Here is a 23,132-nt window from a genome sequence, read left to right on the forward strand (position 1 = left end):
GTGCATGTCGTACTCGCCGGCGGCGGGACCGCCGGTCACATCGAGCCGGCCATGGCGCTCGCGGACGCGCTGCGCAGGCACGATCCGTCCGTCGGGATCACCGCCCTCGGCACCGAGCGCGGCCTGGAGACCCGGCTGGTCCCGGAGCGCGGCTACGAGCTGGCCCTGATCCCGGCCGTGCCGCTGCCCCGCAAGCCCACCCCCGAACTGATCACCGTCCCGGGCCGGCTGCGCGGCACCGTGCGGGCCGCCCAGGAGGTCATCGAGCGGGTCAACGCCGATGCGGTGGTCGGCTTCGGCGGCTACGTCGCGATGCCCGCCTACCTGGCGGCCAAGCGGGCCGGTGTGCCGATCGTGGTGCACGAGGCCAACGCCCGCCCCGGCCTGGCCAACAAGATCGGCGCCCGCTACAGCGACTTCGTGGCGGTCTCCACCCCGGACTCCAAGCTGCGCGACTCCCGCTACATCGGCATCCCGCTGCGCCGGACCATCGCCACCCTGGACCGCGGCACCGTCCGCCCGGAGGCCCGGCACCACTTCGGCCTGGACCAGCGCCTGCCCACCCTGCTGGTGTCCGGCGGCTCGCAGGGCGCCCGCCGGCTGAACGAGACGGTGCAGACGATCGCGCCCCGGCTCCAGCAGTACGGCGTGCAGATCCTGCACGCGGTCGGCCCGAAGAACGAGCTGCCGACCATCGACGACATCCCGGGCATGCCGCCGTACCGCGCGGTGCCGTACCTGGACCGGATGGACCTGGCGTACGCGGCCGCCGACATGATGCTCTGCCGGGCCGGCGCGATGACCGTCGCCGAGCTGGCCGCGGTGGGCCTGCCGGCCGCGTTCGTGCCGCTGCCGATCGGCAACGGCGAGCAGCGTCTGAACGCCCAGCCGATGGTGAAGGCCGGCGGCGGTCTGCTGGTGGACGACGCCGAGCTGACCCCGGACTGGGTGCTGAAGAACGTGCTGCCGGTGCTCACCGACCCGGCGAAGCTGTGGGAGATGTCGCGCTCCGCCGCCGAGTTCGGCCGCCGGGACGCCGACGACCTGCTGGTGCAGATGGTGTACGAGGCGATCGAGGCTGCCCGCGGCGGCCGCCGCCGTGGTTGACGAGGATTACGAGGAGGAGCTCGGGGAGGACGGCGACGAGACCCGTCCGCCCCGGCTCCGACTGTCCCGCCGGGGCGTGCTGGTGCTGGCGGTGCTGGGCGCCCTGGTGCTCGGCGCGCTCGGCTGGGCGGTGTTCTTCTCGTCCGCCCTGGATGTCCGCAAGGTCGCGGTCCAGGGCCTGGATTCCGGGAAGTTGAGCCAGGACGAGGTCGAGCGGGCGCTCGGCTCCAGCGCCCGCGGCCCGCTGGCCCGGGTGGACCTGGACCGGGCCCAGCAACTCGTGGGCAAGGTGCCCAGGGTGGCCCGGGTCGAGGTCTGGCGCGGCTGGCCGCACACCCTGCGGGTGAAGGTGACCGAGCGTCAGCCGGTGGCCGCGATCCGTGCCGACGACGGCCGTTTCGTCCAGGTCGACGCCGAGGGCGTGGAGTTCGCGACGGACGCGCAGCCCCCGTCCGGCGTCCCCGTGGTCGGGCTCCAACTCGGGCAGCCCGCGAACGACGCGCTCTCCGTCATCGACCGTCCCACCCTGGTCCGTTCGGCCATCACCGTGGCCGCCGGGCTCCCCCCGGACGTGGCCAAACAGGCCGGTTCGCTCACGGTCTACTCCTACGACGACATCCGGCTCCAACTCGCCTCCGGCGCAACGGTCCGCTGGGGCAGCGCCGAGGAGACCCCGCGCAAGGCCCGGGTGTTGACGGCCTTGCTCGGCCGGAAGGCATCGAATTACGACGTGAGTGCGCCGGATGCCCCGGCGGTGTCCGGCTGATCCGGTAAGTTCTGTGCGCGGGGGAGGTATTGACGGAGCCGAGGCTCCGGTCCGACCCTTGATGGTCACCCCGGTTTCACCGGGGGGTCGATGATCACATAGGCTCAAAAGAAAAAGGGAAGCTCGGCGTGTTCGTTGAAACACGCGCTGGTTGCGACCTACTGTCCTGTGTCAACGAGCTGTGCTCGACAATGAACTGACACCGGCACAGCGATAACCCTCAACCTCAAGTTTAGGGTTCGGGTTGGAACCACGCGCTTCCCACCCATCGACATCCGTCGGCCTTCGTATCCAGGGGCGCCGACCCGGAAATTCGAGGCGAGAGGCCCCGACGTGGCAGCACCCCAGAATTACCTCGCGGTCATCAAGGTCGTCGGCATCGGTGGCGGCGGAGTCAACGCCATCAACCGGATGATCGAGGTCGGGCTCAAGGGCGTCGAGTTCATCGCGATCAACACCGACGCGCAGGCGCTCCTGATGAGCGACGCCGATGTGAAGCTCGACGTCGGCCGGGAGCTCACCCGCGGCCTCGGCGCCGGCGCGAACCCGGAGGTCGGCCGGAAGGCCGCCGAGGACCACCGCGAGGAGATCGAGGAGGTCCTCAAGGGGGCCGACATGGTCTTCGTGACGGCCGGCGAGGGCGGCGGCACCGGCACCGGCGGCGCGCCCGTGGTGGCCAACATCGCCCGCTCGCTCGGCGCGCTCACCATCGGCGTGGTCACCCGCCCGTTCACCTTCGAGGGCCGTCGCCGCGCCAACCAGGCCGAGGACGGCATCGCCTCGCTGCGCGAGCAGGTCGACACCCTGATCGTCATCCCCAACGACCGACTGCTGTCGATCTCCGACCGCCAGGTCTCGGTGCTGGACGCGTTCCGCTCCGCCGACCAGGTGCTGCTCTCCGGCGTGCAGGGCATCACCGATCTGATCACCACCCCGGGTCTGATCAACCTGGACTTCGCCGACGTCAAGTCCGTGATGTCGGACGCCGGTTCGGCGCTGATGGGAATCGGCTCGGCGCGCGGCGAGGACCGCGCCAAGGCCGCCGCCGTGATGGCGATCTCCTCGCCGCTGCTGGAGGCCTCGATCGACGGCGCCCGCGGTGTGCTGCTGTCCATCTCGGGCGGCTCCGACCTCGGCCTGTTCGAGATCAACGAGGCGGCCCAGCTGGTCAGCGAGGCGGCCCACCCCGAGGCGAACATCATCTTCGGCGCGGTCATCGACGACGCGCTCGGCGACGAGGTCCGGGTCACCGTGATCGCGGCCGGGTTCGACGGCGGGCAGCCGCCGGCCATCGTCCGCGAGCCGGTGGTGAAGTCGGCCTCCAGCTCCTCGTCGAGCAGCAGCTCGTCGGCGCCGGAGCGTCCGGCGACCCGTCCGTCCTACGGTTCGATCGGCTCGGTCACCCGCTCCGAGGAGCCGACCCGTCCGTCCGAGGCCCCGGTGTCGGTGACCACCGCCCCGCCGGTGCCGCCGCAGGTGCAGCCGGTGCGCCAGCCGTACGTCGAGAGCCCCGCCGAGGAGCTCGACGTGCCGGACTTCCTGAAGTGATTCGAGCGGCCTTTCGCAACGGTGCTCACTTCGCCTCCACCACCCGGTGGGGCGGGGTGAGCACCGCGCCGTACGGGGAGCTCAACCTCGGTGGTGCGGTGGGCGACTCGCCCGAAGCTGTGAAGCAGAACCGTTTCCTCGCGGCCCGCGAACTGGGCCTGGACCCGGCCGACGTGGTCTGGATGAACCAGGTGCACGGCGCGGACGTCGCGGTGGTGACGGAGCGCCAACCCGACGGGTACGCGCCGACGGTGGACGCCGTGGTCACCGACCGCCCGCTGGCCCTCGCGGTGCTCACCGCCGACTGCACCCCGGTGCTGCTGGCGGACCCGGAGGCCGGTGTGGTCGGCGCGGCGCACGCCGGGCGCCCGGGCCTGGCCGCCGGGGTCGTCCCCGCGGTGGTCGCCGCGATGCGCGAACTCGGGGCCCGCCCCGAGCGGATCCTGGCCGCCACCGGCCCCGCCGTGTGCGGCCGTTGCTACGAAGTGCCGGAGGCGATGCGCGCCGAGGTGGCCGCGCTCGTCCCGGCCGCCCGGTCGGAAACCTCCTGGGGCACGCCCGCCCTGGACGTACCGGCCGGCGTCGCCGCCCAACTCGCCGAGGCGGGCGTGCACTCGGTGGTGCGGTCTACCGTCTGCACCCTGGAATCCCCGGACCACTACTCCTACCGTCGGGAGCAGCGGACCGGCCGACTCGCGAGCTACGTCTGGCTGGGGTCCCCACTCTCATGACGAACGACATCTTCGCTCCGTTCCCCGGGCGCGCCGACTTCGCGGCCGCCCTGACGGACGCCCAGCGCGCCCGCTTCGAGCAACTCGGCGCCAACCTCGACGTGGTGGAGCGCCGGATCGCGGACGCCTGCGCCGCGGCCGGCCGGCCGCGCGAGGAGGTCACCCTGATCGTGGTGACCAAGACCTACCCCGCCGAGGACACCGCACTCCTCGCCGGACTCGGCGTCACCGACGTCGCGGAGAACCGCGACCAGGACGCCGCGCCGAAGGCCGAACTCTGCGTCAACCTCCCGTTGACCTGGCACTTCGTCGGCCAGCTGCAGACCAACAAGGCCCGCTCGGTGGTCCGTTACGCCGACCTGGTGCATTCGGTGGACCGCGCGCGTCTGGTCGACTCGCTGGCCGCCGCCGTCCGCAACGCCGAACGCCCGCCGCTGGGCTGCCTGGTGCAGGTCGCGCTCGACAAGGAGTCCGGCGAGGGCGAGCACCGCGCGGGCGTCGCGCCCGCCGAGGTGCTCGAACTGGCCGAAAAGATCGCCGACACGCCCGGGCTGCACATGAGGGGTGTGATGACGGTCGCACCGCTCGCGGGACCGCTGGCGGGCGACCCCGCGCGCGCCTTCGCGCGCCTTGCGGAAATCGCAAGCGCCGTACGCGCGATGCATCCGACTGCCACGATGGTTTCGGCAGGGATGAGCGGAGATTTGGAGCAGGCGATCGCCGCAGGAGCGACACATGTACGCGTCGGTACGGCGGTACTCGGAGTGCGGTCACCGCTCGGGTAACGTCACCGAGTAAGTAGATCAGACTGCAGGACAAAATAGGACAGAACCTAGCAGATGATCAGTCTGCTGGTAAACCGTGGATCGCATCCGAGCGCACACCTCCGCGGTCTGACGGACCGTCGGCCTGACAGGCCGTGACCATCACGGCGTCCGCAGGTGAACGGTGGGCGCATGAGCGGAGGAGACAGCAGCATGGCCGGCGCGATGCGCAAAATGGCGGTCTATCTCGGCCTGGTCGAGGACGAGACCTATGACAGCCAGGGGTACGACCCCGACGACGACTACGACACGGACCCGGAGCCGATCCGCACCGGTCGCACCGAGGACATCCGGTCCTCGAACCCCGCCGCCGCGGCCCCCGCGCAGCCGGCGCCCGTGGCCCAGATCGCTCCCCAGCCGGTGCCCGCCGCGGTCCCGATCCGGCAGGAGCAGCCGCGCATGGCTCCCGTGTCGTCCATCACATCCGAGCGCCACCGCAATCTGGAGAAGAGCACCCCGGTGATCATGCCCAAGGTCGTCAGCGAACGAGAGCCCTACCGCATCACCACGCTGCACCCCAGGACCTACAACGAGGCCCGTACGATCGGGGAGCAGTTCCGTGGCGGCACGCCCGTGATCATGAATTTGACGGAGATGGACGACACGGATGCCAAGCGGCTCGTAGACTTCGCGGCTGGACTGGTCTTCGGTCTGCACGGCAGTATCGAGCGCGTAACACAGAAGGTGTTCCTCCTGTCGCCTGCTAACGTCGATGTCACGGCGGAGGACAAGGCTCGGATCGCCGAGGGTGGGTTCTTCAACCAGAGCTGACCCGGCCACGACTTTCTGTGTGGATCAGTTTGACAGTGCGTCACTGACGGACTGCCGGTCAGGGAGAGGGAGAAGTGATGGGGATCTTCGGTTCGGTGCTCTATTGGGTGCTGACCGTGTTCCTGCTGATCCTGCTCTTCAGGCTGGTGATGGACTGGGTCTTCCAGTTCGCTCGATCGTGGCGTCCTGGGAAGGCCATGGTCGTGGTGCTGGAGGCCACGTACACTGTCACGGATCCGCCACTCAAGCTTCTTCGGCGATTTATCCCGCCGTTGCGTCTCGGGGGCGTGGCGCTCGACCTGTCCTTCTTCGTACTGATGATCATTGTGTATGTCCTGATCTCGCTCGTGCAGCGCCTGTCGTTCTGAACGATGCGACAGGATGCCGGTCCGACGATCACGTTGAGGTGAAGAGATGCCATTGACCCCCGAGGACGTTCGGAACAAGCAGTTCACGACCGTCCGGCTGCGCGAAGGCTATGACGAGGACGAGGTCGATGCCTTCCTCGACGAGGTCGAAGCCGAGCTGACCCGCCTGCTGCGCGAGAACGAGGACCTGCGCGCCAAGCTGGCTGCCGCCACGCGTGCCGCCGCGCAGAACCAGGCGAACATGCGCAAGGAGCAGCAGGCTCCGCAGGACGGCGGACGACCCGGTGCTCCGGTGCCCGCCGCCATATCCGGTCCGCCGGTGCCCGGCCAGCAGCAGGGCCCCGGTCCGCAGCAGCTCGGCGGCCCGCAGCAGCTTGGCGGCCCCCAGCAGCTCGGCGGTCCGCAGCAGCTCGGCGGCCCCCAGCAGGGGATGGGCAACCAGCCGCTCGGCCTGCCGTCCGGTGCGCCGCAGCTGCCTGCCGGTCAGGGCGGCCCGATGGGCGGTCCGATGGGCAACCCCATGCAGCAGCAGCAGATGGGCCAGACCATGGGCGGCCAGCAGCAGCTGGTCCAGCCGATGGGCGGTCAGATGCTGCAGCCGATGGGCAACCCGATGCAGCAGCAGCAGATGGGCCAGCCGATGGGCGGCCAGCAGCTCCAGCCCATGGGCGGCCAGCAGCTGCAGCCGATGGGCGCCCCGATGGGCAACCCGATGCAGCAGCAGCAGGGTCCCGGCGGCGACAGCGCCGCCCGAGTCCTGGCGCTCGCTCAGCAGACCGCCGACCAGGCGATCTCCGAGGCCCGTTCCGAGGCCAACAAGATCGTCGGCGAGGCCCGCAGCCGCGCCGAGGGCCTGGAGCGCGACGCCCGCGCCAAGGCGGACGCGCTGGAGCGGGACGCGCAGGAGAAGCACCGCGTCGCGATGGGCTCCCTGGAGTCCGCCCGCGCCACGCTGGAGCGCAAGGTCGAGGACCTGCGCGCCTTCGAGCGCGAGTACCGGACGCGCCTGAAGTCCTACCTGGAGACCCAGCTGCGTCAGCTGGAGTCGCAGGCGGACGACTCGCTCGCCCCGCCGCGGATCCCCGCCACCGCGTCGCTGCCGCCGGCCGCGTCGTCGATGGCGCCCGCCGGCGCCGGCGCGATGTCCTCCTCGGCACCGTCGTTCGGCTCCACCCCGTCCTTCGGCGGCAACCAGTCCTTCGGTGGCAGCTCCTTCGGCAGCTCGGCCGGGGCCCCGTCCTTCGGCGGCGCCTCCGCGAGCTCCAACGGGGCGATGGCGCCAGCGGGCATGACCCAGCCGATGGCGGCCGTGCGGCCGCAGCCTCCGCAGCCGATGCAGCAGGCTCCCGCTCCGATGCGTGGGTTCCTGATCGACGAGGACGGCGACAACTAGGCGGTCCCGCAACGCGAAAGGGCGCCCTTGGCCATGACGGCTGGGGGCGCCCTTCGCGTTGGGCTTTCGACTGGGGGACGGGGAAGTTCGCGCGGGCGGGTGAGCGCGAAGCAGGTGGCGCGAGCGGGTGGGTGCGAAGCCGGGGGTGTGGGGAACTGTGCGACAAGCGCAGGGCCGGTCCGCAAGGTCGCGATCACGTGCAGGTCATTGTCCTGCGTCGCGACCTTGCGGCGGGGTGCCTTCCGCTTCGCGCAGTTCCCCGCGCTCCTGTTTTCGCGCCCGTCCGCTTGCGCGAGAACCCCCGCGCCCCTGACGGGGCGTGGGGGTTCAGCGGGGCGTGGGTTGCGCCATGCTTCTCAAAAACCTAGGCCTTGCGGAGGGTGAACTCCAGGGCGAGGCTCTCGTCGGAGAAGCGGGGGGCGTCAGGGTCGGTGATGGTGAGGCCGAGGGATTCGGCCAGGACCTCGGCGGCGACCAGGGACTGGTGCTCGGTCAGGGCGGCGAGGGTGTCCTCGTCGGTGGTGGCGAGCTGGAGGTGGATGCGGTCGGCGACGTCGAGGCCGGAGTTCTTGCGGGCCTCCTGGATCTGCCGGATCGCGTCGCGGACCACGCCGAGGCGCTTGAGCTCGGGGGTGATCGCCAGGTCGAGGGCGACGGTCGCGCCGGACTCGTTGGCGACGGCCCAACCCTCGCGCGGGGTCTCGGTGATGACGACCTCGTCGGGGGAGAGGGCCACCGTCTCGCCGTTGAGTTCGACGGAGGTCTCGCCGGTGGCGCGGAGCTCCGCGGCGAGGCGTGCGGCGTCCGCGGCGGCGACGGCCTTGGCGACGTCCTGGACGCCCTTGCCGAAACGCTTGCCGAGGGCACGGAAGTTGGCCTTGGCGGAGGTGTCGACCAGCGAACCCCCCACTGCGGCGAGGGATTCGAGCACCGAGACGTTGAGCTCTTCGGCGATCTGGGCGCGCAGGTCGGTGGGGAGTTCTTCCCAGCCCTGGGCGGCGATCAGCGCGCGGGACAGCGGCTGACGGGTCTTGACGCCGCTCTCGGCGCGGGTGGCGCGGCCGAGTTCGACCAGGCGGCGGACCAGCGCCATGTGCTTGGAGAGCTCGGTGTCGATGAGCGTCTCGTCGGCGACCGGCCAGCTGGAGAGGTGGACGGAGACCGGGGCGTCCGGGGTGACCGGGACGACGAGGTCCTGCCAGACCCGCTCCGCGATGAACGGGGTGAGCGGGGCCATCAGGCGGGTGACGGTCTCCAGCGCCTCGTGCAGGGTGGCGAGCGCGGCGGCGTCGCTCTGCCAGAAGCGGCGGCGGCCGCGGCGGACGTACCAGTTGGAGAGGTCGTCGACGAAGCCGGACAGCAGCTTGCCGGCCCGCTGGGTGTCGTACGCCTCGTAGGCGGCGTCGACCTCGCGGACCAGGGTGTGCAGTTCGGAGAGCACCCAGCGGTCCAGCTGCGGGCGCTCGGCGGCGGCCGGGTCGTTCGCGGACGGGGCCCAGCCGGCGGTGCGGGCGTACAGGGCCTGGAAAGCGACGGTGTTCCAGTAGGTGAGGAGGGTCTTGCGGACCACTTCCTGGATGGTGCCGTGGCCGACCCGGCGGGCCGACCAGGGGGAGCCGCCGGCGGCCATGAACCAGCGGACGGCGTCGGCGCCGTGCTGGTCCATCAGCGGGATCGGCTGCAGGATGTTGCCCAGGTGCTTGGACATCTTGCGGCCGTCCTCGGCCAGGATGTGGCCCAGGCAGACGACGTTCTCGTAGCTGTTCTTGTCGAACACCAGGGTGCCGACGGCCATCAGCGTGTAGAACCAGCCGCGGGTCTGGTCGATCGCCTCGGAGATGAACTGCGCCGGGTAGCGCTGCTCGAACAGCTCCTTGTTGCGGTACGGGTAGCCGTACTGCGCGAACGGCATGGAGCCCGAGTCGTACCAGGCGTCGATCACCTCGGGCACCCGGACCGCGGTGTGCGAGCACTGCGGGCAGGGGAAGGTGACCTCGTCGATGAACGGGCGGTGCGGGTCCAGTCCGGACTGGTCGGTGCCGGTCAGCTCGGAGAGCTGGGCGAGCGAGCCGACGCAGGTCAGGTGGTCGTCCTCGCAGCGCCAGATCGGCAGCGGGGTGCCCCAGTAGCGGTTGCGGGAGAGCGCCCAGTCGATGTTGTTGTTCAGCCAGTCGCCGAAGCGGCCGTGCTTGACGGTCTCCGGGAACCAGTTGGTGGCCTCGTTCTCACGGATCATCGCGTCCTTGACGGCGGTGGTCCGGATGTACCAGGACGGCTGCGCGTAGTAGAGCAGCGCGGTGTGGCAGCGCCAGCAGTGCGGGTAGCTGTGCTCGTACGGGAGGTGACGGAACAGCAGGTCGCGGGCCTTCAGGTCGGCGACGAGGGCCTCGTCGGCCTTCTTGAAGAACACCCCGCCGACCAGCGGCACGTCGGGCGAGAAGGTGCCGTCGGTCTCCACCGGGTTGACCACGGGCAGGCCGTAGCGGCGGCAGGTCGCGAGGTCGTCGGCGCCGAAGGCGGGCGACTGGTGGACGATGCCGGTGCCGTCCTCGGTGGTGACGTACTCGGCGGTCAGGACGTAGTGGGCGTCCGGGATCTCCACCAGCTCGAAGGGGCGCTGGTAGTTCCAGTGCTCCATCTCGGCGCCGGTGAAGGACTCGCCGGTGGTCTCCCAGCCCTCGCCGAGGGCCTTGGCGACCAGCGGCTCGGCGACCACCAGGCGCTCGTTGCCGTCGGTGGCGACCACGTAGGTCACCTCGGGGTGGACGGCGGCGGCGGTGTTGGAGACCAGGGTCCACGGGGTGGTGGTCCACACCAGCAGGGCGGCGGTGCCGGCCAGCGGGCCGGAGGTGAGCGGGAAGCGCACGAACACCGACGGGTCGACCACGGTCTCGTAGCCCTGGGCCAGCTCGTGGTCGGACAGGCCGGTGCCGCAGCGCGGGCACCACGGGGCGACGCGGTGGTCCTGGACCAGCAGGCCCTTGTCGAAGATCTGCTGGAGCGACCACCAGACCGACTCGATGTAGGACGGGTCCATGGTGCGGTAGGCCTGGTCGAGGTCGACCCAGTAGCCCATCCGCTCGGTCAGCTCGGCGAACGCGTCGGTGTGCCGGGTGACGGAGTCGCGGCACTTGGCGTTGAACTCGGCGATGCCGTACTTCTCGATGTCCGGCTTGCCGGAGAAGCCCAGCTCCTTCTCCACCGCGAGCTCCACCGGCAGGCCGTGGCAGTCCCAGCCGGCCTTGCGGGCCACGTGGTAGCCCTTCATGGTGCGGTAGCGCGGGAAGACGTCCTTGAAGACGCGGGCCTCGATGTGGTGCGCGCCCGGCATGCCGTTGGCGGTCGGCGGGCCCTCGTAGAACACCCACTCGGGGCGGCCCTCGGACTGTTCCAGGCTGCGCTGGAAGATCTTCTGGTCCTGCCAGAAGGAGAGGATCTGGTGTTCGAGCGCGGGCAGGTCGACCTGCGCGGGAACGACGTTGTAGGTGGGCGACATGGGGTGCGTCAACCTCCGGCGGATGCGTGGACTGGCTCCGACGGAGGGACGAGACGGCTTGCCGTCCCGCGGTACCACCCTCCTTGACCGCGCGCGGCGGCCCTCTCTTTGGGTTTGCTGCCGGGTCTAGTAGGCCCTGGCCGGGCCGTTCTTCCGGCGGCTCCGGGGTGATCTTCCCGCCGTGCACACCCCCGGGCTCGCACCGTCCCCGGGTCGCTCATGGCTGCGTACTGCGGTACTCGTCCCATCTGCGCCTTGCACGGCCCAGTGTATCGGCCCCCGCAAGCCGTTTCGCGCACCCGTGAGCCGGGTCCGGAGTGGTTAGCCGGGGGCGTTCTGGGCACAACTTGTGAGCGTCGGGATCGTCGGAGGCTGCGCGGGTGGGATCGAAGAAACGCTTCGGTATGTCCCGTTGTGGGGCGATTCGATGAGGTTTATCGTTCCGGGACCGGCAAGATCGTCGGGAACCGACGCTTCTGATCATTCGTGAATGAGGTCGAAAGCCATGGCTGAGAAGGCGACAGGAACCGTGACCGCGAGGTCGCGCAAGGCCGTGGCGAGCGACCCAGGGGAGGGGACCGTGAGTACTGCGCGGCGAAAGACCGGCACCACCGGACACACCGCGGCCAGCAGCCGCACCCACGTGCCGGCAAGCTCCGGCGCGCGCGGCGGCGCCGAGTCGGTCGACCCGGCCGAGCTGCCGGTCCGGGCCGGGGAGGAGCCGTGGACGGCCGCCGAGGTCGCCGAGCTCCACGACGAACTGGCCGCCGACCTGCTCCGGCTGCGGTCCGAGATCGAGGCCTCCGAAGCCGCCATCGCCGGCCTGATGCGGGACTCCAACGACGGCGCGGGCGACGACCAGGTCGACGCCGGCACCAAGAACATCAACCGGGAGAGCGAGCTGTCGCTCGCCAACAACGCGCGCGACAGCCTCGCCCAGACCGAGCGCGCGCTGGCCCGCCTCGAAGGCGCCGGGTTCGGCCTCTGCGAGTCCTGCGGCCAGCCCGTCGGAAAGGCCCGTCTGCAGGCGTTTCCGCGGGCCACGCTCTGCGTGAGCTGCAAGGCGAAGCAGGAACGCCGCTGAGGTCGGTCCACGCCCCGGCCGCCCCGCATCGTGCGCATTGTCGTACGGGGCGGCCAACGGGCCTACGGGTGTCGTACCCTCGTCCCCGTAACGACGACCGGCTTTTCCCACGGCAGCGGAGCGGATCATCAGCACGCCAGGTTCCCACCAGACCCAGGACGACGCCGTCCCCACCCCCTCCACCGAGGCGGGTGACCGGGTGAGCCCTGCCGCGCCCGAGGAACGCCGGGCCGGGGGCGGCGCCACCGCGGCCGACGGGGCGCGCGCCGTGGTGCGACGCCGGATCAGCGTGCTGCTGGCCGTCGCGCTGCTCGCCTACCTGATCGACCTCGGCTCGAAGATGCTGGTCGTCGCCAACCTGGAGGGCCACACCGCGCCGATCCAGGTGATCGGCGACTGGATGACCCTCCAGGTGATCCGCAACGGCGGCGCCGCGTTCGGCATCGGTCAGGCGCTGACGGTGCTGTTCACCGGCATCGCCGCCGGCGTGATCGTGGTGATCTGGCGGATCGCCCGCCGCCTGTACAGCCTGCCCTGGGCGATCGCCCTCGGCCTGCTGCTCGGCGGGGCCTTCGGCAACCTCACCGACCGGCTGTTCCGCTCCCCGTCCGCGTTCCGCGGCCACGTGGTCGACTTCATCTCGGTGCAGCACTTCGCGGTCTTCAACCTCGCCGACTCGGCGATCGTCTGCGGCGGCATCCTGGTCGTCCTGCTCTCCTTCCGCGGCATCAACCCGGACGGCACCGTCCACGCCCCGGAGGGCAAGGAGCCCGCGGCGGACGGCGAGGACGGGCAGTCCAAGGCCTGACGGGCCTCCTGGCGGGAAGCGGGCCGGTCCGGGTCGGGCATACTCGGGTGGGTGAGTATCGCAGCGCAGACCCGTAGCCTCCCCGTACCCGACGGCCTGGAGGGCGAGCGGCTGGACGCCGCCCTGGCCCGGATGTTCGGGTTCTCCCGGACGAAGGCCGCCGAGCTCGCCGCCGAGGGCAAGGTCACCCTGGACGGCGCGGTCGCCGGGAAGTCGGACCGGGTCACCGCCGGGTCCTGGCTGGAGGTCGAGATCCCCGCCCCCGCCGCGCCGGTGCAGATCGTCGCCGAAGCCGTCGAGGGCATGCGGATCATCCACGACGACGACCACGTCGTCGTCATCGACAAGCCCGTCGGCGTGGCCGCGCACCCCAGCCCCGGCTGGACCGGCCCGACCGTGATCGGCGGCCTGGCCGCCGCCGGCTACCGGATCTCCACCTCCGGCGCCGCCGAGCGCCAGGGCGTCGTGCACCGGCTGGACGTCGGCACCTCCGGGATCATGGTGGTCGCCAAGTCCGAGCGCGCCTACACCGACCTGAAGCGGCAGTTCCACGACCGCGTCACGGAGAAGAAGTACAACGCGCTGGTCCAGGGCCACCCCGACCCGCTGTCCGGCACCGTGGACGCGCCGATCGGCCGCCACCCCAGCAGCGACTGGAAGTGGGCGGTGACCCGCGACGGCAAGCCGTCCATCACCCACTACGACCTGATCGAGGCCTACCGCGCCGCGTCCCTGCTGGACATCAAGCTGGAGACCGGCCGCACCCACCAGATCCGGGTCCACATGTCCGCGCTGCGGCACCCCTGCGTCGGCGACCTCACCTACGGTGCGGACCCGACGCTGGCCAAGCGGCTCGGCCTGACCCGGCAGTGGCTGCACGCCGTCTCGCTGGGCTTCGAACACCCCGAGGACGGGCGCTGGGTCGAGTTCACCTCCGCCTACCCCGACGACCTGCAGCACGCGCTGGACGTCATCGCGGCGGAGAGCTGATGGCCGACGTCGTCATCCGGGTGGCCGAGAGCGAGGACGACCTCGCGGCGGTGCGGGCGGTGCGGTACGAGGTGTTCGTCGAGGAGCAGGAGATCCCCGTCGAGCTGGAGTACGACGAGTACGACGCCACCTCGCTGCACGTGCTGGCGCTCGGGGCGGACGGTGCTCCGCTCGGCACGGCGCGGCTGATCTCCGGCGCGGAGGCGCTCGGCATCACCGGGGGCGTCGCCGACCGGGTACTGCTCGGCCGGCTGGCCGTGGTCCGGGCCGCGCGCGGCACCGGGCTGGGCGTCCGACTGGTGCGGGCCGTCGAGGAACTGGGCCGGGAACACGGCGCGAAGGAGCTCGAACTCCACGCGCAGGTCCGGGCGATGGGCTTCTACGAGCGGCTCGGGTACGCCGGGGAGGGCCCCGAGTACGACGACGCGGGGATTCCGCACCGGACGATGACGCGGGTGCTGTAGGGATTTGCGCGAACGAGGGGCTGTGGTCGGTGACGATCGCGGCCCCTCGTGGCGTGTCCGGGGTCAGTTGCCGTCGTAGGAGACGACGACGCCGCCGAGGTCCGCCGCGACCCGGTCGGCGAGACCGTAGTCGCAGAGGTTGACCGACCAGTTCGCGCCGGTGGCGAGGTAGGCCGGGATGGCGGGGTGGGAGATGGCCTCGCGCAGGTAGTGGTCGCGGTCGGCGTCGCTGGGGTGGAGCCGCAGGACCGCGCAGTTCGGGCTGCGGCCGACCCGGCTTCCGGTGCGGCAGGTGAGGGAGCCGCCGGGATCGGCGTCGTGGTCCTCGCAGCCGACGGCGGAGTCGAGGGCGGCGGCGAGGCTCTCGACGCTGTCGAATCGGGGCGAGGACGGGATCGCGGGCAGCGGGTAGTCGGGGATCTTCAGCTCGTCGCCGGGGAGCACCACGCCGCCGAGGGCCTGCGCGATGCGGGGCGCGTACTCGGGGTCGATGGCGGCGACGTGCCAGTTCCCGGCGGCGACGAAGGTCTGGTGGTGGACGGTGCGGCCGGTCGCGATGGCGGTGCCGATCTCGTCGCGGCTGAAACGCTCCAGGTCGAACACCTCGACCTCGTACTGGAAGGTGCGGCCGTCCAGGGTCGCCGTGCACTCGGTGGTCGACGCGCCCTCGGGTGCGGTGTGCAGGGTGACGAGGCAGGGGATGCCCGCCCTGCCGAGGGCGGCGACGACCGCGTCGGAGTCGGCGAACTGCGGGGAGGTCGGCACGTTCGAGGGCATGGGCACGCGGGGCGGGGGGCCGTCGGTGCCGCAGGAAGCCAGGAACGCGGTGGCCAGGAACGCGGCGGACAGCGCCGTGGTGGCGGCGAGCGCCGGGGCGGAGCGGATGTGGCGCATGGTGGTTCAGCCCGCCGGCGGGGTGGGGGCGGGGCCCGGGCTCGGTGCCGGGGGAGCCGCGGCGGGCGGCGGCGGAGCGGGCGGCGGTGGGGCGGCCGGGGACGGAGCGGTCGGGGAGGGGAGGGTCGGGGACGGGAGGGTCGGTGGGCGCGGGCGGTCGGGTGGCAGGGGCGCGGTGCCGTGGGCGGTGGTGCTCACGCCCGGGGCGGCGTAGACCGGGTTCAGCGCGAGCTCCGTGTCGTTCGGGGTGCGGGACGCGAGGTTGGCGAGGGCCTTGCGGCGCTCCGCCTCGGGGAGGTTGTTCCAGGCGTCCGCGTCGCGCAGGGACTGCTGGAGCGAGTCCCAGCTGTCCGACCGGTCCTTGATGGCCGCGCCCCGGTGCGAACCGTCGTCGCCGTAACGGGAGTTGGAGTCGCGGACCTGCGGGGTGTCGGCGGCGTACAGCAGGAAGAGCTGCTTGTCGGTGATGGCGCCGTGGTGGTCCTGCCGAAGGCGCTTCAGGTGATGGGCGCTCAGCCGGACATCCTCGGCCGGGTTCTCCTCGATGTACTTGGCGAGCTGGGCGTCGCTGAGCGCGGCGAGGCCCGGGAAGGCGGCCGGGTCGCGGTCGATCGCGGCGCGGGCGGTCGCCGGCTTGATGTGAGTGATGCCGAGGGACTTGTCCGGCTTGAGGCTCTCCGCGGCGGCCCAGTCGGCCCGGCGGCCGATGGCGGTCAACGGGCCGTCCAGGCCGGGCTCCAGGGCCTGGTACCACTGCTGCTCCTGCCACAGGACGGAGAGCAGCAGGTCGGTGCTGACGCCGGTCTCGGCGGACGCGCGGCGGGCCGCCTCGATCAGCTCCGGGGGGACGTTGATCGGGTGCGGGCCGTTGCCGTCGCGCTGGGCGCCCTGCAGGCGGAGGGCGACGCCGAGGGCGCTGTTGCCGTCGTGGTCGAGGGCTTCGCGGACCGTCGCGGCGCTGTCGATCTCGGACAGCCGGGCCAGGGTGCGGAGTTCGTCGGTCGCGGCGGTGTCGGCCTCGGTGGCATTGCGCAGGGCCGTGATGACCAGGCCTTCGGCGTGCTGGATCTGCTCGTCGAGGGCGGCGGCCCTCGCCGGGTCGACCGGGCCCGGGCCGCGGTGGACGCTGCCGTCCTGGGCGACGTTCAGCCGGTGGTCGCGGGCGAAGTCGAGCGCGGCGTGCAGGGCGCGTTGGGCGTCCGCCATGGCGGTGGCGAGACGGTCGTAGACCTTGGCGAGGTCGCGCATCGACAGGGCGGCGGAGTCGTAGGACTCCGCGTGCCGGGCGAAACGGGCCCGGGCCGAATCCCCGGTGGGGCTGGTCCAGGCGCCGGCGAGAGTGCGGTTCACCTCGTCGCGGGCGACCGAGGCGAGGTGCTCGCAGTGCCTGGCGGTGGTGAGGGCGTCGTCGCAGGCGTGCTGCCAGAGGCCCGGCTGGGCGTGGTCGAGGTCGTCGAGGGTCAGCATCAGGCGCCCCGGAGCCACTGGGCGTCATCCGAGAGAGCGACGGCCGTCGCGGCGTCCGTGTTGACGTAGGTGTGCGCGGAGGCGCGGAGCGCGTCGGCCGCGGCCTCGACCTCGTCCGCCTCGCGGTGCAGGCGGTCGCGCCAGGACGTGACGCAGTGGGTGCTTGCGTGGGCCGCCTGCCAGCCGTGATGAGCGCCGCCGGCGGTGCGGGCGTCGTCCAGCATGAAGCCGCGACGGCTGTCCGAGGCGGACTCCCGCATCAGGACGGCTGCGCGGTGGACGCCGTCCGGGTCGATGGCGATATCGGCTTGCCAGGTCATGTCTCCATGGTGACGCCTCGTGGGGGGTGCGTGACCGTGGGTGTGATCGCGGGTGCGGGTGCGGGTGCGGGTGGTGGGGTGGTCAGGTGGTGCGGATGCGGGGGAGGGACTCGGGGTGGTGGGTTCCGAGGTGGGCGAGGAGGTGCTCGCGGGTGGCGAGCTTCAGGGTGGCGGCGGCGTCCGGGTCGCGGGCGGTCATCATGGCGCGGACCACGATGGTGGACGGGGTGGTGTCGGTGACGGTGAGGGACCACTCCTGGCCGTCCCACAGGTCGGTGGTGGCGAGGAAGCGTTCGAGTTCGGCGCGGAGGGCGTCGATCGGGGTCCGGTGGTCGAGGTGGAGCAGGACCCAGGCGAGCAGGCCCGGATCGCGGCGGGTCCAGTTCTCGAACGGCTTGGAGACGAAGTAGGACACCGGGACCACCAGGCGGCGGTAGTCCCACAGCCGCAGCACCAGGTAGGAGAGCGTGATCTCCTCGACCGTGCCCTGCTGGCCCTCCAGGACGACGGTGTCGCCGATCCGGACGGTGTCGCTGAAGGCGATCTGCAGGCCGGCGAAGAAGTTTCCGAGGGCGGACTGGGCGGCGATGCCCGCGACGATGCCGATCAGGCCTGCGGAGGCGAGGAGGCTGGCGCCGACGGTGCGCATGGCGTCGTAGGTCAGGAGGAGGGCGCCGACCGTCACCACCCAGATGACGGCCGATCCGACGCGGCGGACCAGGCCGAGCTGGGTCTCGACGCGTTGAATGCGGGAGGCGTCCTCGGTGACGGTCTGGTAGCGGGCGAAGACTGCTTCGAGGGCGGCGGTGAGGACTCGGACGGTGAGCCAGCCGAGAGACGCGATCAGGGCGAGCAGGGCGGTGTGGCGGACGACGCCGTCCTGGCTGGGGAAGACGCGGCGGAGGAAAGGGGACGCGAGCAGGATCGCGGTCAGCAGGGACAGTTGGAGAGGGATGCGGCAGCGGCGGAGGGACTCCCAGACGGGGGAGTCGGGGTGACGGGTGGCGAGGCGCTGGAGGATCTGGTCGACCAGCCAGCCGGCGAGGAGGGTGGCGAGGACGGCGGTGAGGAGGCTGGCGAGAGGCCAGAGCACGGGGGCACCTCGGGGATTGCGAGGGGTGGGGGATTTGCACCATAGCGTGTGGGTTGGGGTGGGTTTGTCTTTTGGGTGCGCGTGTGTGGGGGGCTGGGGTTTCTGTGCCCACCCGCCCACCCGTGACCCGGCAGCGGGAGGTGGGACGGGGAGGGGTGGTGCGGGGCGGAGAGGGTGCGGTGCGGGTGTGTGTGGGGGCTGGGGCTTCTTCGCCCACCCGCCCGCCCGTGGCCCACCAGCCGGGAGAGGCGCGTTGCCCGCGAGCGGAGGGGGGTGCGTGGTCCACCCGCCGGGAGGGGGCGGGGGTGCTCGCGCGTGGAGGGGGTGGGTGGCGCGGCGATGAAGGGGGCGGGGTGCTCGCGGGCGGAGGGGGTGCGTGGCTCGGCAGTCAGGGGGCGGGCGTTGCTGGCGCGTGGAGGGGGTGCGTGGCGCGGTGGTGCAGGGGGCGGGGTGGGTGGTCTGGCAGTCAGGGGCGGGGGTGTGTGCGGGCGGAGGGGGTGGGCGGCTCGGCAGTCAGGGGACGGGCGTTGCTGGCGAGCGGAGGGGAGTGCGTGGCCCAACCCGCCGGAGGGAGCGGGCGTTGCTGGCGCGTGGAGGGGGTGCGTGGCCTGGCAGTTAGGGGCGAGCGTTGCTCGCACGTGGAGGGGGTGGGTGGTTCGGCGGTGAAGGGGGGGGAGGGTGCGTGCGAGTGGAGGGGGGCGGGGTTCGGGGGTGAAAGGGGGCGCGGGAGGTGGGGTTGGTGGGGGGCGGTGGGTTTGATGGGGGGCCTACGGGGGGCGTGGTTAGGATCTGCGGGTATGGGGCTGGTTGGGGTTTGGCGTGGGTGGGTGAGGCGTCGGCGGGTGGTGGTGGCCGGGGGCGCGGTGGTGGCGTTGTTGGTGGGGGGTGGGGCGGTGGCCGTGGGTGCGGGGGCTCCGGCGGGGGTGCATCGGGAGGATCGGTTTCTGGAGGTGTCGGAGGGGGTTCGGATCGACACCTCGTTCTTCACGTCGGGTGGGGCGGGGCGGCGTCCGGCGGTGCTGTTGGCGCACGGGTTCGGCGGGTCGAAGGAGAGTGAGCGGCAGCGGGCCGAGGAGTTGGCGCGGGCCGGGTACGCCGTGTTGACGTGGTCGGCGCGGGGGTTCGGGCAGTCGTCCGGGCAGATCGGGTTGAACGAGCCGGAGCGTGAGGTCGCGGACGTGTCGCGGCTGGTGGACTGGCTGGCGCAGCGTCCCGAGGTGCAGTTGGACGGGGAGGGCGATCCGCGGGTCGGGGTGACGGGCGCGTCGTACGGTGGGGCGGTGTCGCTGCTGGCGGCCGGGTACGACAAGCGGATTGATGCGATCGCGCCGCAGATCACCTGGTGGAACCTGGCGGATGCGCTGTTTCCGCAGGCGGCGCAGGGGAGTTCGGCCGCCGACGGGGTGTTCAAGAAGCTGTGGGCGGGGATCTTCTTCACCACCGGTTCGGCGTCCGGCCCGGGGCTGGGCGGGCCGACGCAGCAGGCCGAGGGGCCGGTGGGGTGCGGGCGGTTCCGGGACGAACTGTGCGCGATGTACAACCGGGTGGCGGCGGCCGGGCGGCCGGACGCGGATGCGGTGCGGGTGTTGGAGCGGTCGAGTCCGTCGTCGGTGGCGGAGCGGATCAAGGTGCCGACGCTGGTGGTTCAGGGGCAGCAGGATTCGTTGTTCCCGTTGGATCAGGGCGACCGGATCGCGAAGGCGGTGGCCGCGAACGGTGCGCCGGTGGCGGTGGACTGGTTCGGGGCGGGCCACGACGGCGGGCAGGAGACCAGTACGCGCGTCGACGACCGGGTGACCGCGTGGTTCGACCACTGGTTGAAGGGCGGAGCGGGTTCGACCGGGCCGGCCTTCCGGGTGACGCGGACCGGTGGGGTGGATTCCACGGGCTTCCAGGCGGTGCTGCGGGGTGCGGATGCCGACAGCTATCCCGGGCTCGGCGGAACGGCGCAGCGCAGCGTCGAGCTGACGGGGCGTGAGCAGCGGATCGCGAATCCGCCGGGCGGTGCGCCGCCGAACATCTCGACGCTGCCGGGGATCGGGGCGCTGTCCCAGCTGTCCTCGGTGGGGGCGGGGCTGTCGATCGACTTTCCCGGGCAGTTCGCGGCGTTCGACTCCGCTCCGCTGGGCACCCCGTTGCATCTGACGGGCGCGCCGACGGTGGCGGTGCGGGTGGCGGCGGACGTGCCGGAGGCGGTGCTGTTCGCGAAGGTGTACGACGTCGCGCCGGACGGGAAGCAGTCGCTGCCGCAGCAGTTGGCGGCTCCGCTGCGGGTGACCGGTGCGGACGCGGCGGGCGGGCGGACGGTGCAGGTGACGCTGCCGGCCGTGGACCACGAGTTCCCGGCCGGGCACCGGCTGCGGCTGGTGCTGGCGTCCACCGACCTGGCGTACGCGTCGCCCGCGCAGGCCGCCACGTACACGGTGGCCGCGGCCGGGCCGCTGAGCGTGCCGACGGTGGACGGGCTGCGCACCGAGGCCGCGCCGGTGCCGAACCGGACGTGGGTGCTGCCGCTGGTGGCGCTGGCGATCGGTGCGCTGCTGGTGTTCGCGCGGCGTCGGCGGGTGGCGGCGCCGGCGCCGGACCCGGAGCTGGCCGGGGTGCCGTTGCAGATCACCGGGCTGTCGAAGAAGTACAAGGGTTCGGTGGACCGTTACGCGGTGCGGGAGTTGTCGTTCCGGGTGGAGGCCGGTCAGGTGCTCGGCCTGCTCGGGCCGAACGGCGCGGGCAAGACCACCACGCTGCGGATGCTGATGGGGCTGATCCGCCCGGACGAGGGCGAGATCCGGGTGTTCGGGCACGCGATCCGGCCGGGTGCGCCGGTGCTGTCGCGGGTCGGGGCGTTCGTCGAGGGCGCGGGTTTCCTGCCGCACCTGAGCGGGCGGGCCAACCTGGAGTCGTACTGGGCGGCCACCGGGCGGCCCGTCGAGGACGCGCACTTCGCGGAGGCGCTGGAGATCGCCGGGCTCGGCGAGGCGTTGGAGCGCGCGGTGCGGACGTACTCGCAGGGCATGCGGCAGCGGCTGGCGATCGCGCAGGCCATGCTGGGGCTGCCCGATCTGCTGATCCTGGACGAGCCGACCAACGGGCTCGATCCGCCGCAGATCCGCGAGATGCGGGAGGTGATGGTCCGGTACGCCGCCGCGGGCCGTACGGTCATCGTCTCCAGCCACCTGCTCGCCGAGGTCGAGCAGTCGTGCACGCACCTGGTGGTGATGGAGCGCGGCCGGCTGGTGGCGGCCGGGCCGACGGCCGGGATCACCGGTGCGGGCGAGCAGTTGTTGGTGAGCGTCGAGGACGGGTTCGTCGAGACGGAGGCGGCGGCGGTCGCGGAGAAGCTGGCCGCGCTGGGCGGCGTCGAGTCGGTGCAGGTGGTGGACGGTGGGCTGCTGGTCCGGTTGGACGGGCTGGCGGTGAGCCGGCTGACCGCCGAACTGGTGCGCCTGGGCGTGCCGGTGGCGGGCATCGGCCCGCATCGACGGCTGGAGGACGCGTTCCTGGCCCTGATCGGAGGTGCGGCGTGAGTGCGGTGACGGAGACGGCTGCCGTTGGTTATCGGCCCGGGCGGACGCTGCCGCTGCGGGTCGAGGCGATGCGGCAGTTGCGGCGGCGTCGGACGCTGGTGATCGGCGGGGTGCTGGCCGCGTTGCCGTTCGTCGTGTTGGCGGCTTTTCAGATCGGTGGGACGCCGGGGCGGGAGAACCGCACCACGTTCATCGAGCTGGCCACCGCGTCCGGCGCGAACTTCGCCACCACGCTGCTGTTCATGGGCACCGGGTTCCTGCTGGTGATCCCGGTGGCGCTGTTCTGCGGCGACACCGTGGCCTCCGAGGCGAGTTGGTCCTCGCTGCGCTACCTGCTGGCGGCGCCGGTGCCGCGGGCCCGGTTGCTGGCGCGGAAGTTCACCGTGGCGATGATGTTCTCGGCCGCGGCGGTGGTGCTGCTGCCGGCGGTCGGCCTGGTGGTCGGCACCGCCGCGTACGGGTGGGGCGACCTGAAGCTCCCCACCGGGGCGACGCTCTCCGCGACGGAGGCGCTGCCGCGCCTGGCGCTCGCCGTGCTGTACGTGTTCCTCGCCGAAGTGGTGGTCGGCGCGCTGGCGTTCTGGCTCTCCACGGCGACGGACGCGCCGCTCGGCGCGGTGGGCGGGGCGGTGTTCGCGTCGATCATCACCGGGGTGCTGGACGCCGTCACGGCGCTGGGCTCGCTGCGGGAGTGGTTCCCGGCGCACTGGCAGTACGCGTGGGCGGACGCGTTGCAGCCGCAGTTGGAGTGGGGCGGGATGGTGCAGGGCGTGGTGCTGTCGCTGTCGTACGCGGTGATTCTGCTGGCGCTGGCGTTCCGCGGGTTCGCGACCAAGGACGTGGTGTCCTGACGGCCGGTCGGAAGCCCCGGAAGGCTCCGGCCGGCGGGAGCCGGGGGGTCAGCGGGCGCCGTCGCGGAGCAGGAGCAGGTCGAGGGACCGGGTGTGGGCGTGGGAGGCCCAGGTGGGGACGTGCTCGGTGAGGAACCAGGCGGCCTCTTCGAGGTCCTCGTCCGCCAGGTGGGCGGTGGGGTGGCCGGGGAGGGCCTCGGGGTCGAGGGCGGCCAGGTCGGCGAGGACGCCCGGGAGTGCGGCGTGCGGGGTGAGGGTCGGGTGGGGCCAGGGCCGGTCGTCGGTGGCGCCGTCCGGCCAGGGCCAGCGGCGGGACCAGAGTGCGGCCAGCGCGGGCAGGTTCAACTCGCGGAAGACGTCGGCGAGTTCGTCCCAGTGACGGCCGGCGAGGACGGCCTCGCCGAGCGGGGTGCCGAGGGTGCCCGCGAGGGCGGGCAGCAGGGCGGTGTAGCGGGAGTCCGCGTCGGCGCGCAGGCGGCCGGCGAGCAGCTCGGTGAGCGCGGCGGAGCGCGGGATGCCCGGCAGTCCGGCGCCGCCCGAACCGGGCAGGCGCAGCAGCAGCGCGGCGTCCACCGCGAAGGCGGTGACGTACTGTTCGGCCATGTCCGGCACTCTTCCCGAGGGGTGTGACAA

The 23,132-nt window shown here is 72.2% G+C and carries 20 protein-coding genes; 14 read left to right on the plus strand and 6 right to left on the minus strand.

Annotated elements, in window-relative coordinates:
• From murG to ACFV4P_RS11545, 8 genes are all read left to right on the plus strand, one after another.
• Positions 1–1,107: an undecaprenyldiphospho-muramoylpentapeptide beta-N-acetylglucosaminyltransferase gene (gene murG / locus ACFV4P_RS11510; RefSeq protein WP_380469800.1), complete on the plus strand. Its 1,107-nt coding sequence runs from the start codon at positions 1–3 to the stop codon at positions 1,105–1,107.
• Entirely contained in the window at positions 1,100–1,873 is a 774-nt protein-coding gene (locus ACFV4P_RS11515) for a cell division protein FtsQ/DivIB (protein ID WP_380469802.1), read from the plus strand. Before murG ends, ACFV4P_RS11515 begins: the two co-directional genes overlap by 8 nt.
• Before the next feature lie 333 nt (positions 1,874–2,206).
• Positions 2,207–3,421 carry a cell division protein FtsZ gene (ftsZ, locus tag ACFV4P_RS11520; RefSeq protein ID WP_073811787.1) on the plus strand — a complete coding sequence of 405 codons (1,215 nt, stop codon included), beginning with the start codon at positions 2,207–2,209 and terminating at the stop codon, positions 3,419–3,421.
• Positions 3,418–4,152 (plus strand): peptidoglycan editing factor PgeF, encoded by a 735-nt coding sequence (pgeF, locus tag ACFV4P_RS11525; protein ID WP_380469804.1) that lies wholly within the window; start codon positions 3,418–3,420, stop codon positions 4,150–4,152. Before ftsZ ends, pgeF begins: the two co-directional genes overlap by 4 nt.
• Positions 4,149–4,937, plus strand: coding sequence for a YggS family pyridoxal phosphate-dependent enzyme (locus tag ACFV4P_RS11530; RefSeq protein ID WP_380469807.1), 789 nt, complete (start codon positions 4,149–4,151; stop codon positions 4,935–4,937). Before pgeF ends, ACFV4P_RS11530 begins: the two co-directional genes overlap by 4 nt.
• A 192-nt stretch (positions 4,938–5,129) precedes the next feature.
• Positions 5,130–5,747 (plus strand): cell division protein SepF, encoded by a 618-nt coding sequence (locus ACFV4P_RS11535; RefSeq protein ID WP_073811784.1) that lies wholly within the window; start codon positions 5,130–5,132, stop codon positions 5,745–5,747.
• A 77-nt stretch (positions 5,748–5,824) separates the two neighbouring features.
• Positions 5,825–6,115: a YggT family protein gene (locus tag ACFV4P_RS11540; RefSeq protein ID WP_033216891.1), complete on the plus strand. Its 291-nt coding sequence runs from the start codon at positions 5,825–5,827 to the stop codon at positions 6,113–6,115.
• 46 nt (positions 6,116–6,161) lie between these two features.
• Positions 6,162–7,508 carry a DivIVA domain-containing protein gene (locus ACFV4P_RS11545; RefSeq protein ID WP_380469810.1) on the plus strand — a complete coding sequence of 449 codons (1,347 nt, stop codon included), beginning with the start codon at positions 6,162–6,164 and terminating at the stop codon, positions 7,506–7,508.
• A gap of 364 nt (positions 7,509–7,872) precedes the next feature.
• Here ACFV4P_RS11545 and ileS read toward each other — a convergent pair whose 3' ends face one another.
• Positions 7,873–11,004, minus strand: a complete 3,132-nt coding sequence (ileS, locus tag ACFV4P_RS11550) for an isoleucine--tRNA ligase (RefSeq protein ID WP_380469812.1) — start codon at positions 11,002–11,004, stop codon at positions 7,873–7,875.
• 580 nt (positions 11,005–11,584) lie between these two features.
• Here ileS and ACFV4P_RS11555 point away from each other — a divergent pair.
• From ACFV4P_RS11555 to ACFV4P_RS11570, 4 genes are all read left to right on the plus strand, one after another.
• Positions 11,585–12,088, plus strand: a complete 504-nt coding sequence (locus ACFV4P_RS11555; protein ID WP_241844413.1) for a TraR/DksA family transcriptional regulator — start codon at positions 11,585–11,587, stop codon at positions 12,086–12,088.
• A gap of 124 nt (positions 12,089–12,212) precedes the next feature.
• The gene (lspA, locus tag ACFV4P_RS11560; protein WP_380469951.1) at positions 12,213–12,896 is read left to right on the plus strand and encodes a signal peptidase II; all 684 of its coding nucleotides are present in this window, start codon (positions 12,213–12,215) and stop codon (positions 12,894–12,896) included.
• 51 nt (positions 12,897–12,947) lie between these two features.
• The gene (locus ACFV4P_RS11565) at positions 12,948–13,886 is read left to right on the plus strand and encodes an RluA family pseudouridine synthase (RefSeq protein ID WP_380469814.1); all 939 of its coding nucleotides are present in this window, start codon (positions 12,948–12,950) and stop codon (positions 13,884–13,886) included.
• Entirely contained in the window at positions 13,886–14,350 is a 465-nt protein-coding gene (locus tag ACFV4P_RS11570; RefSeq protein WP_380469816.1) for a GNAT family N-acetyltransferase, read from the plus strand. Before ACFV4P_RS11565 ends, ACFV4P_RS11570 begins: the two co-directional genes overlap by 1 nt.
• Before the next feature lie 63 nt (positions 14,351–14,413).
• On the opposite strand, the gene ACFV4P_RS11575 is transcribed toward ACFV4P_RS11570, so the two are convergent.
• The 4 genes from ACFV4P_RS11575 to ACFV4P_RS11590 all read right to left on the minus strand — a co-directional run bounded on the left by ACFV4P_RS11575 (position 14,414) and on the right by ACFV4P_RS11590 (position 18,124).
• A complete protein-coding gene (locus ACFV4P_RS11575; RefSeq protein ID WP_380469818.1) occupies positions 14,414–15,244 on the minus strand; it encodes a hypothetical protein in 831 nt (276 codons plus the stop codon).
• Positions 15,245–15,250: 6 nt separating this feature from the next.
• The gene (locus tag ACFV4P_RS11580; RefSeq protein ID WP_380469821.1) at positions 15,251–16,711 is read right to left on the minus strand and encodes a hypothetical protein; all 1,461 of its coding nucleotides are present in this window, start codon (positions 16,709–16,711) and stop codon (positions 15,251–15,253) included.
• Positions 16,711–17,031 carry a hypothetical protein gene (locus tag ACFV4P_RS11585; protein WP_073811770.1) on the minus strand — a complete coding sequence of 107 codons (321 nt, stop codon included), beginning with the start codon at positions 17,029–17,031 and terminating at the stop codon, positions 16,711–16,713. The genes ACFV4P_RS11580 and ACFV4P_RS11585 overlap by 1 nt, the downstream gene beginning before the upstream one ends.
• A gap of 82 nt (positions 17,032–17,113) precedes the next feature.
• Positions 17,114–18,124: a mechanosensitive ion channel family protein gene (locus tag ACFV4P_RS11590; protein WP_380469823.1), complete on the minus strand. Its 1,011-nt coding sequence runs from the start codon at positions 18,122–18,124 to the stop codon at positions 17,114–17,116.
• Positions 18,125–18,921: 797 nt separating this feature from the next.
• Here ACFV4P_RS11590 and ACFV4P_RS11595 point away from each other — a divergent pair.
• Positions 18,922–21,648: an alpha/beta fold hydrolase gene (locus ACFV4P_RS11595; protein WP_380469825.1), complete on the plus strand. Its 2,727-nt coding sequence runs from the start codon at positions 18,922–18,924 to the stop codon at positions 21,646–21,648.
• The gene (locus ACFV4P_RS11600) at positions 21,645–22,499 is read left to right on the plus strand and encodes an ABC transporter permease (RefSeq protein ID WP_380469827.1); all 855 of its coding nucleotides are present in this window, start codon (positions 21,645–21,647) and stop codon (positions 22,497–22,499) included. Before ACFV4P_RS11595 ends, ACFV4P_RS11600 begins: the two co-directional genes overlap by 4 nt.
• 48 nt (positions 22,500–22,547) lie before the next feature.
• Here ACFV4P_RS11600 and ACFV4P_RS11605 read toward each other — a convergent pair whose 3' ends face one another.
• The gene (locus tag ACFV4P_RS11605) at positions 22,548–23,102 is read right to left on the minus strand and encodes a hypothetical protein (protein WP_380469829.1); all 555 of its coding nucleotides are present in this window, start codon (positions 23,100–23,102) and stop codon (positions 22,548–22,550) included.
• Positions 23,103–23,132: the final 30 nt, after the last annotated feature.

Origin of the sequence: Kitasatospora sp. NPDC059795 (assembly GCF_042732175.1) — a bacterium.
Classification (GTDB): domain Bacteria; phylum Actinomycetota; class Actinomycetes; order Streptomycetales; family Streptomycetaceae; genus Kitasatospora.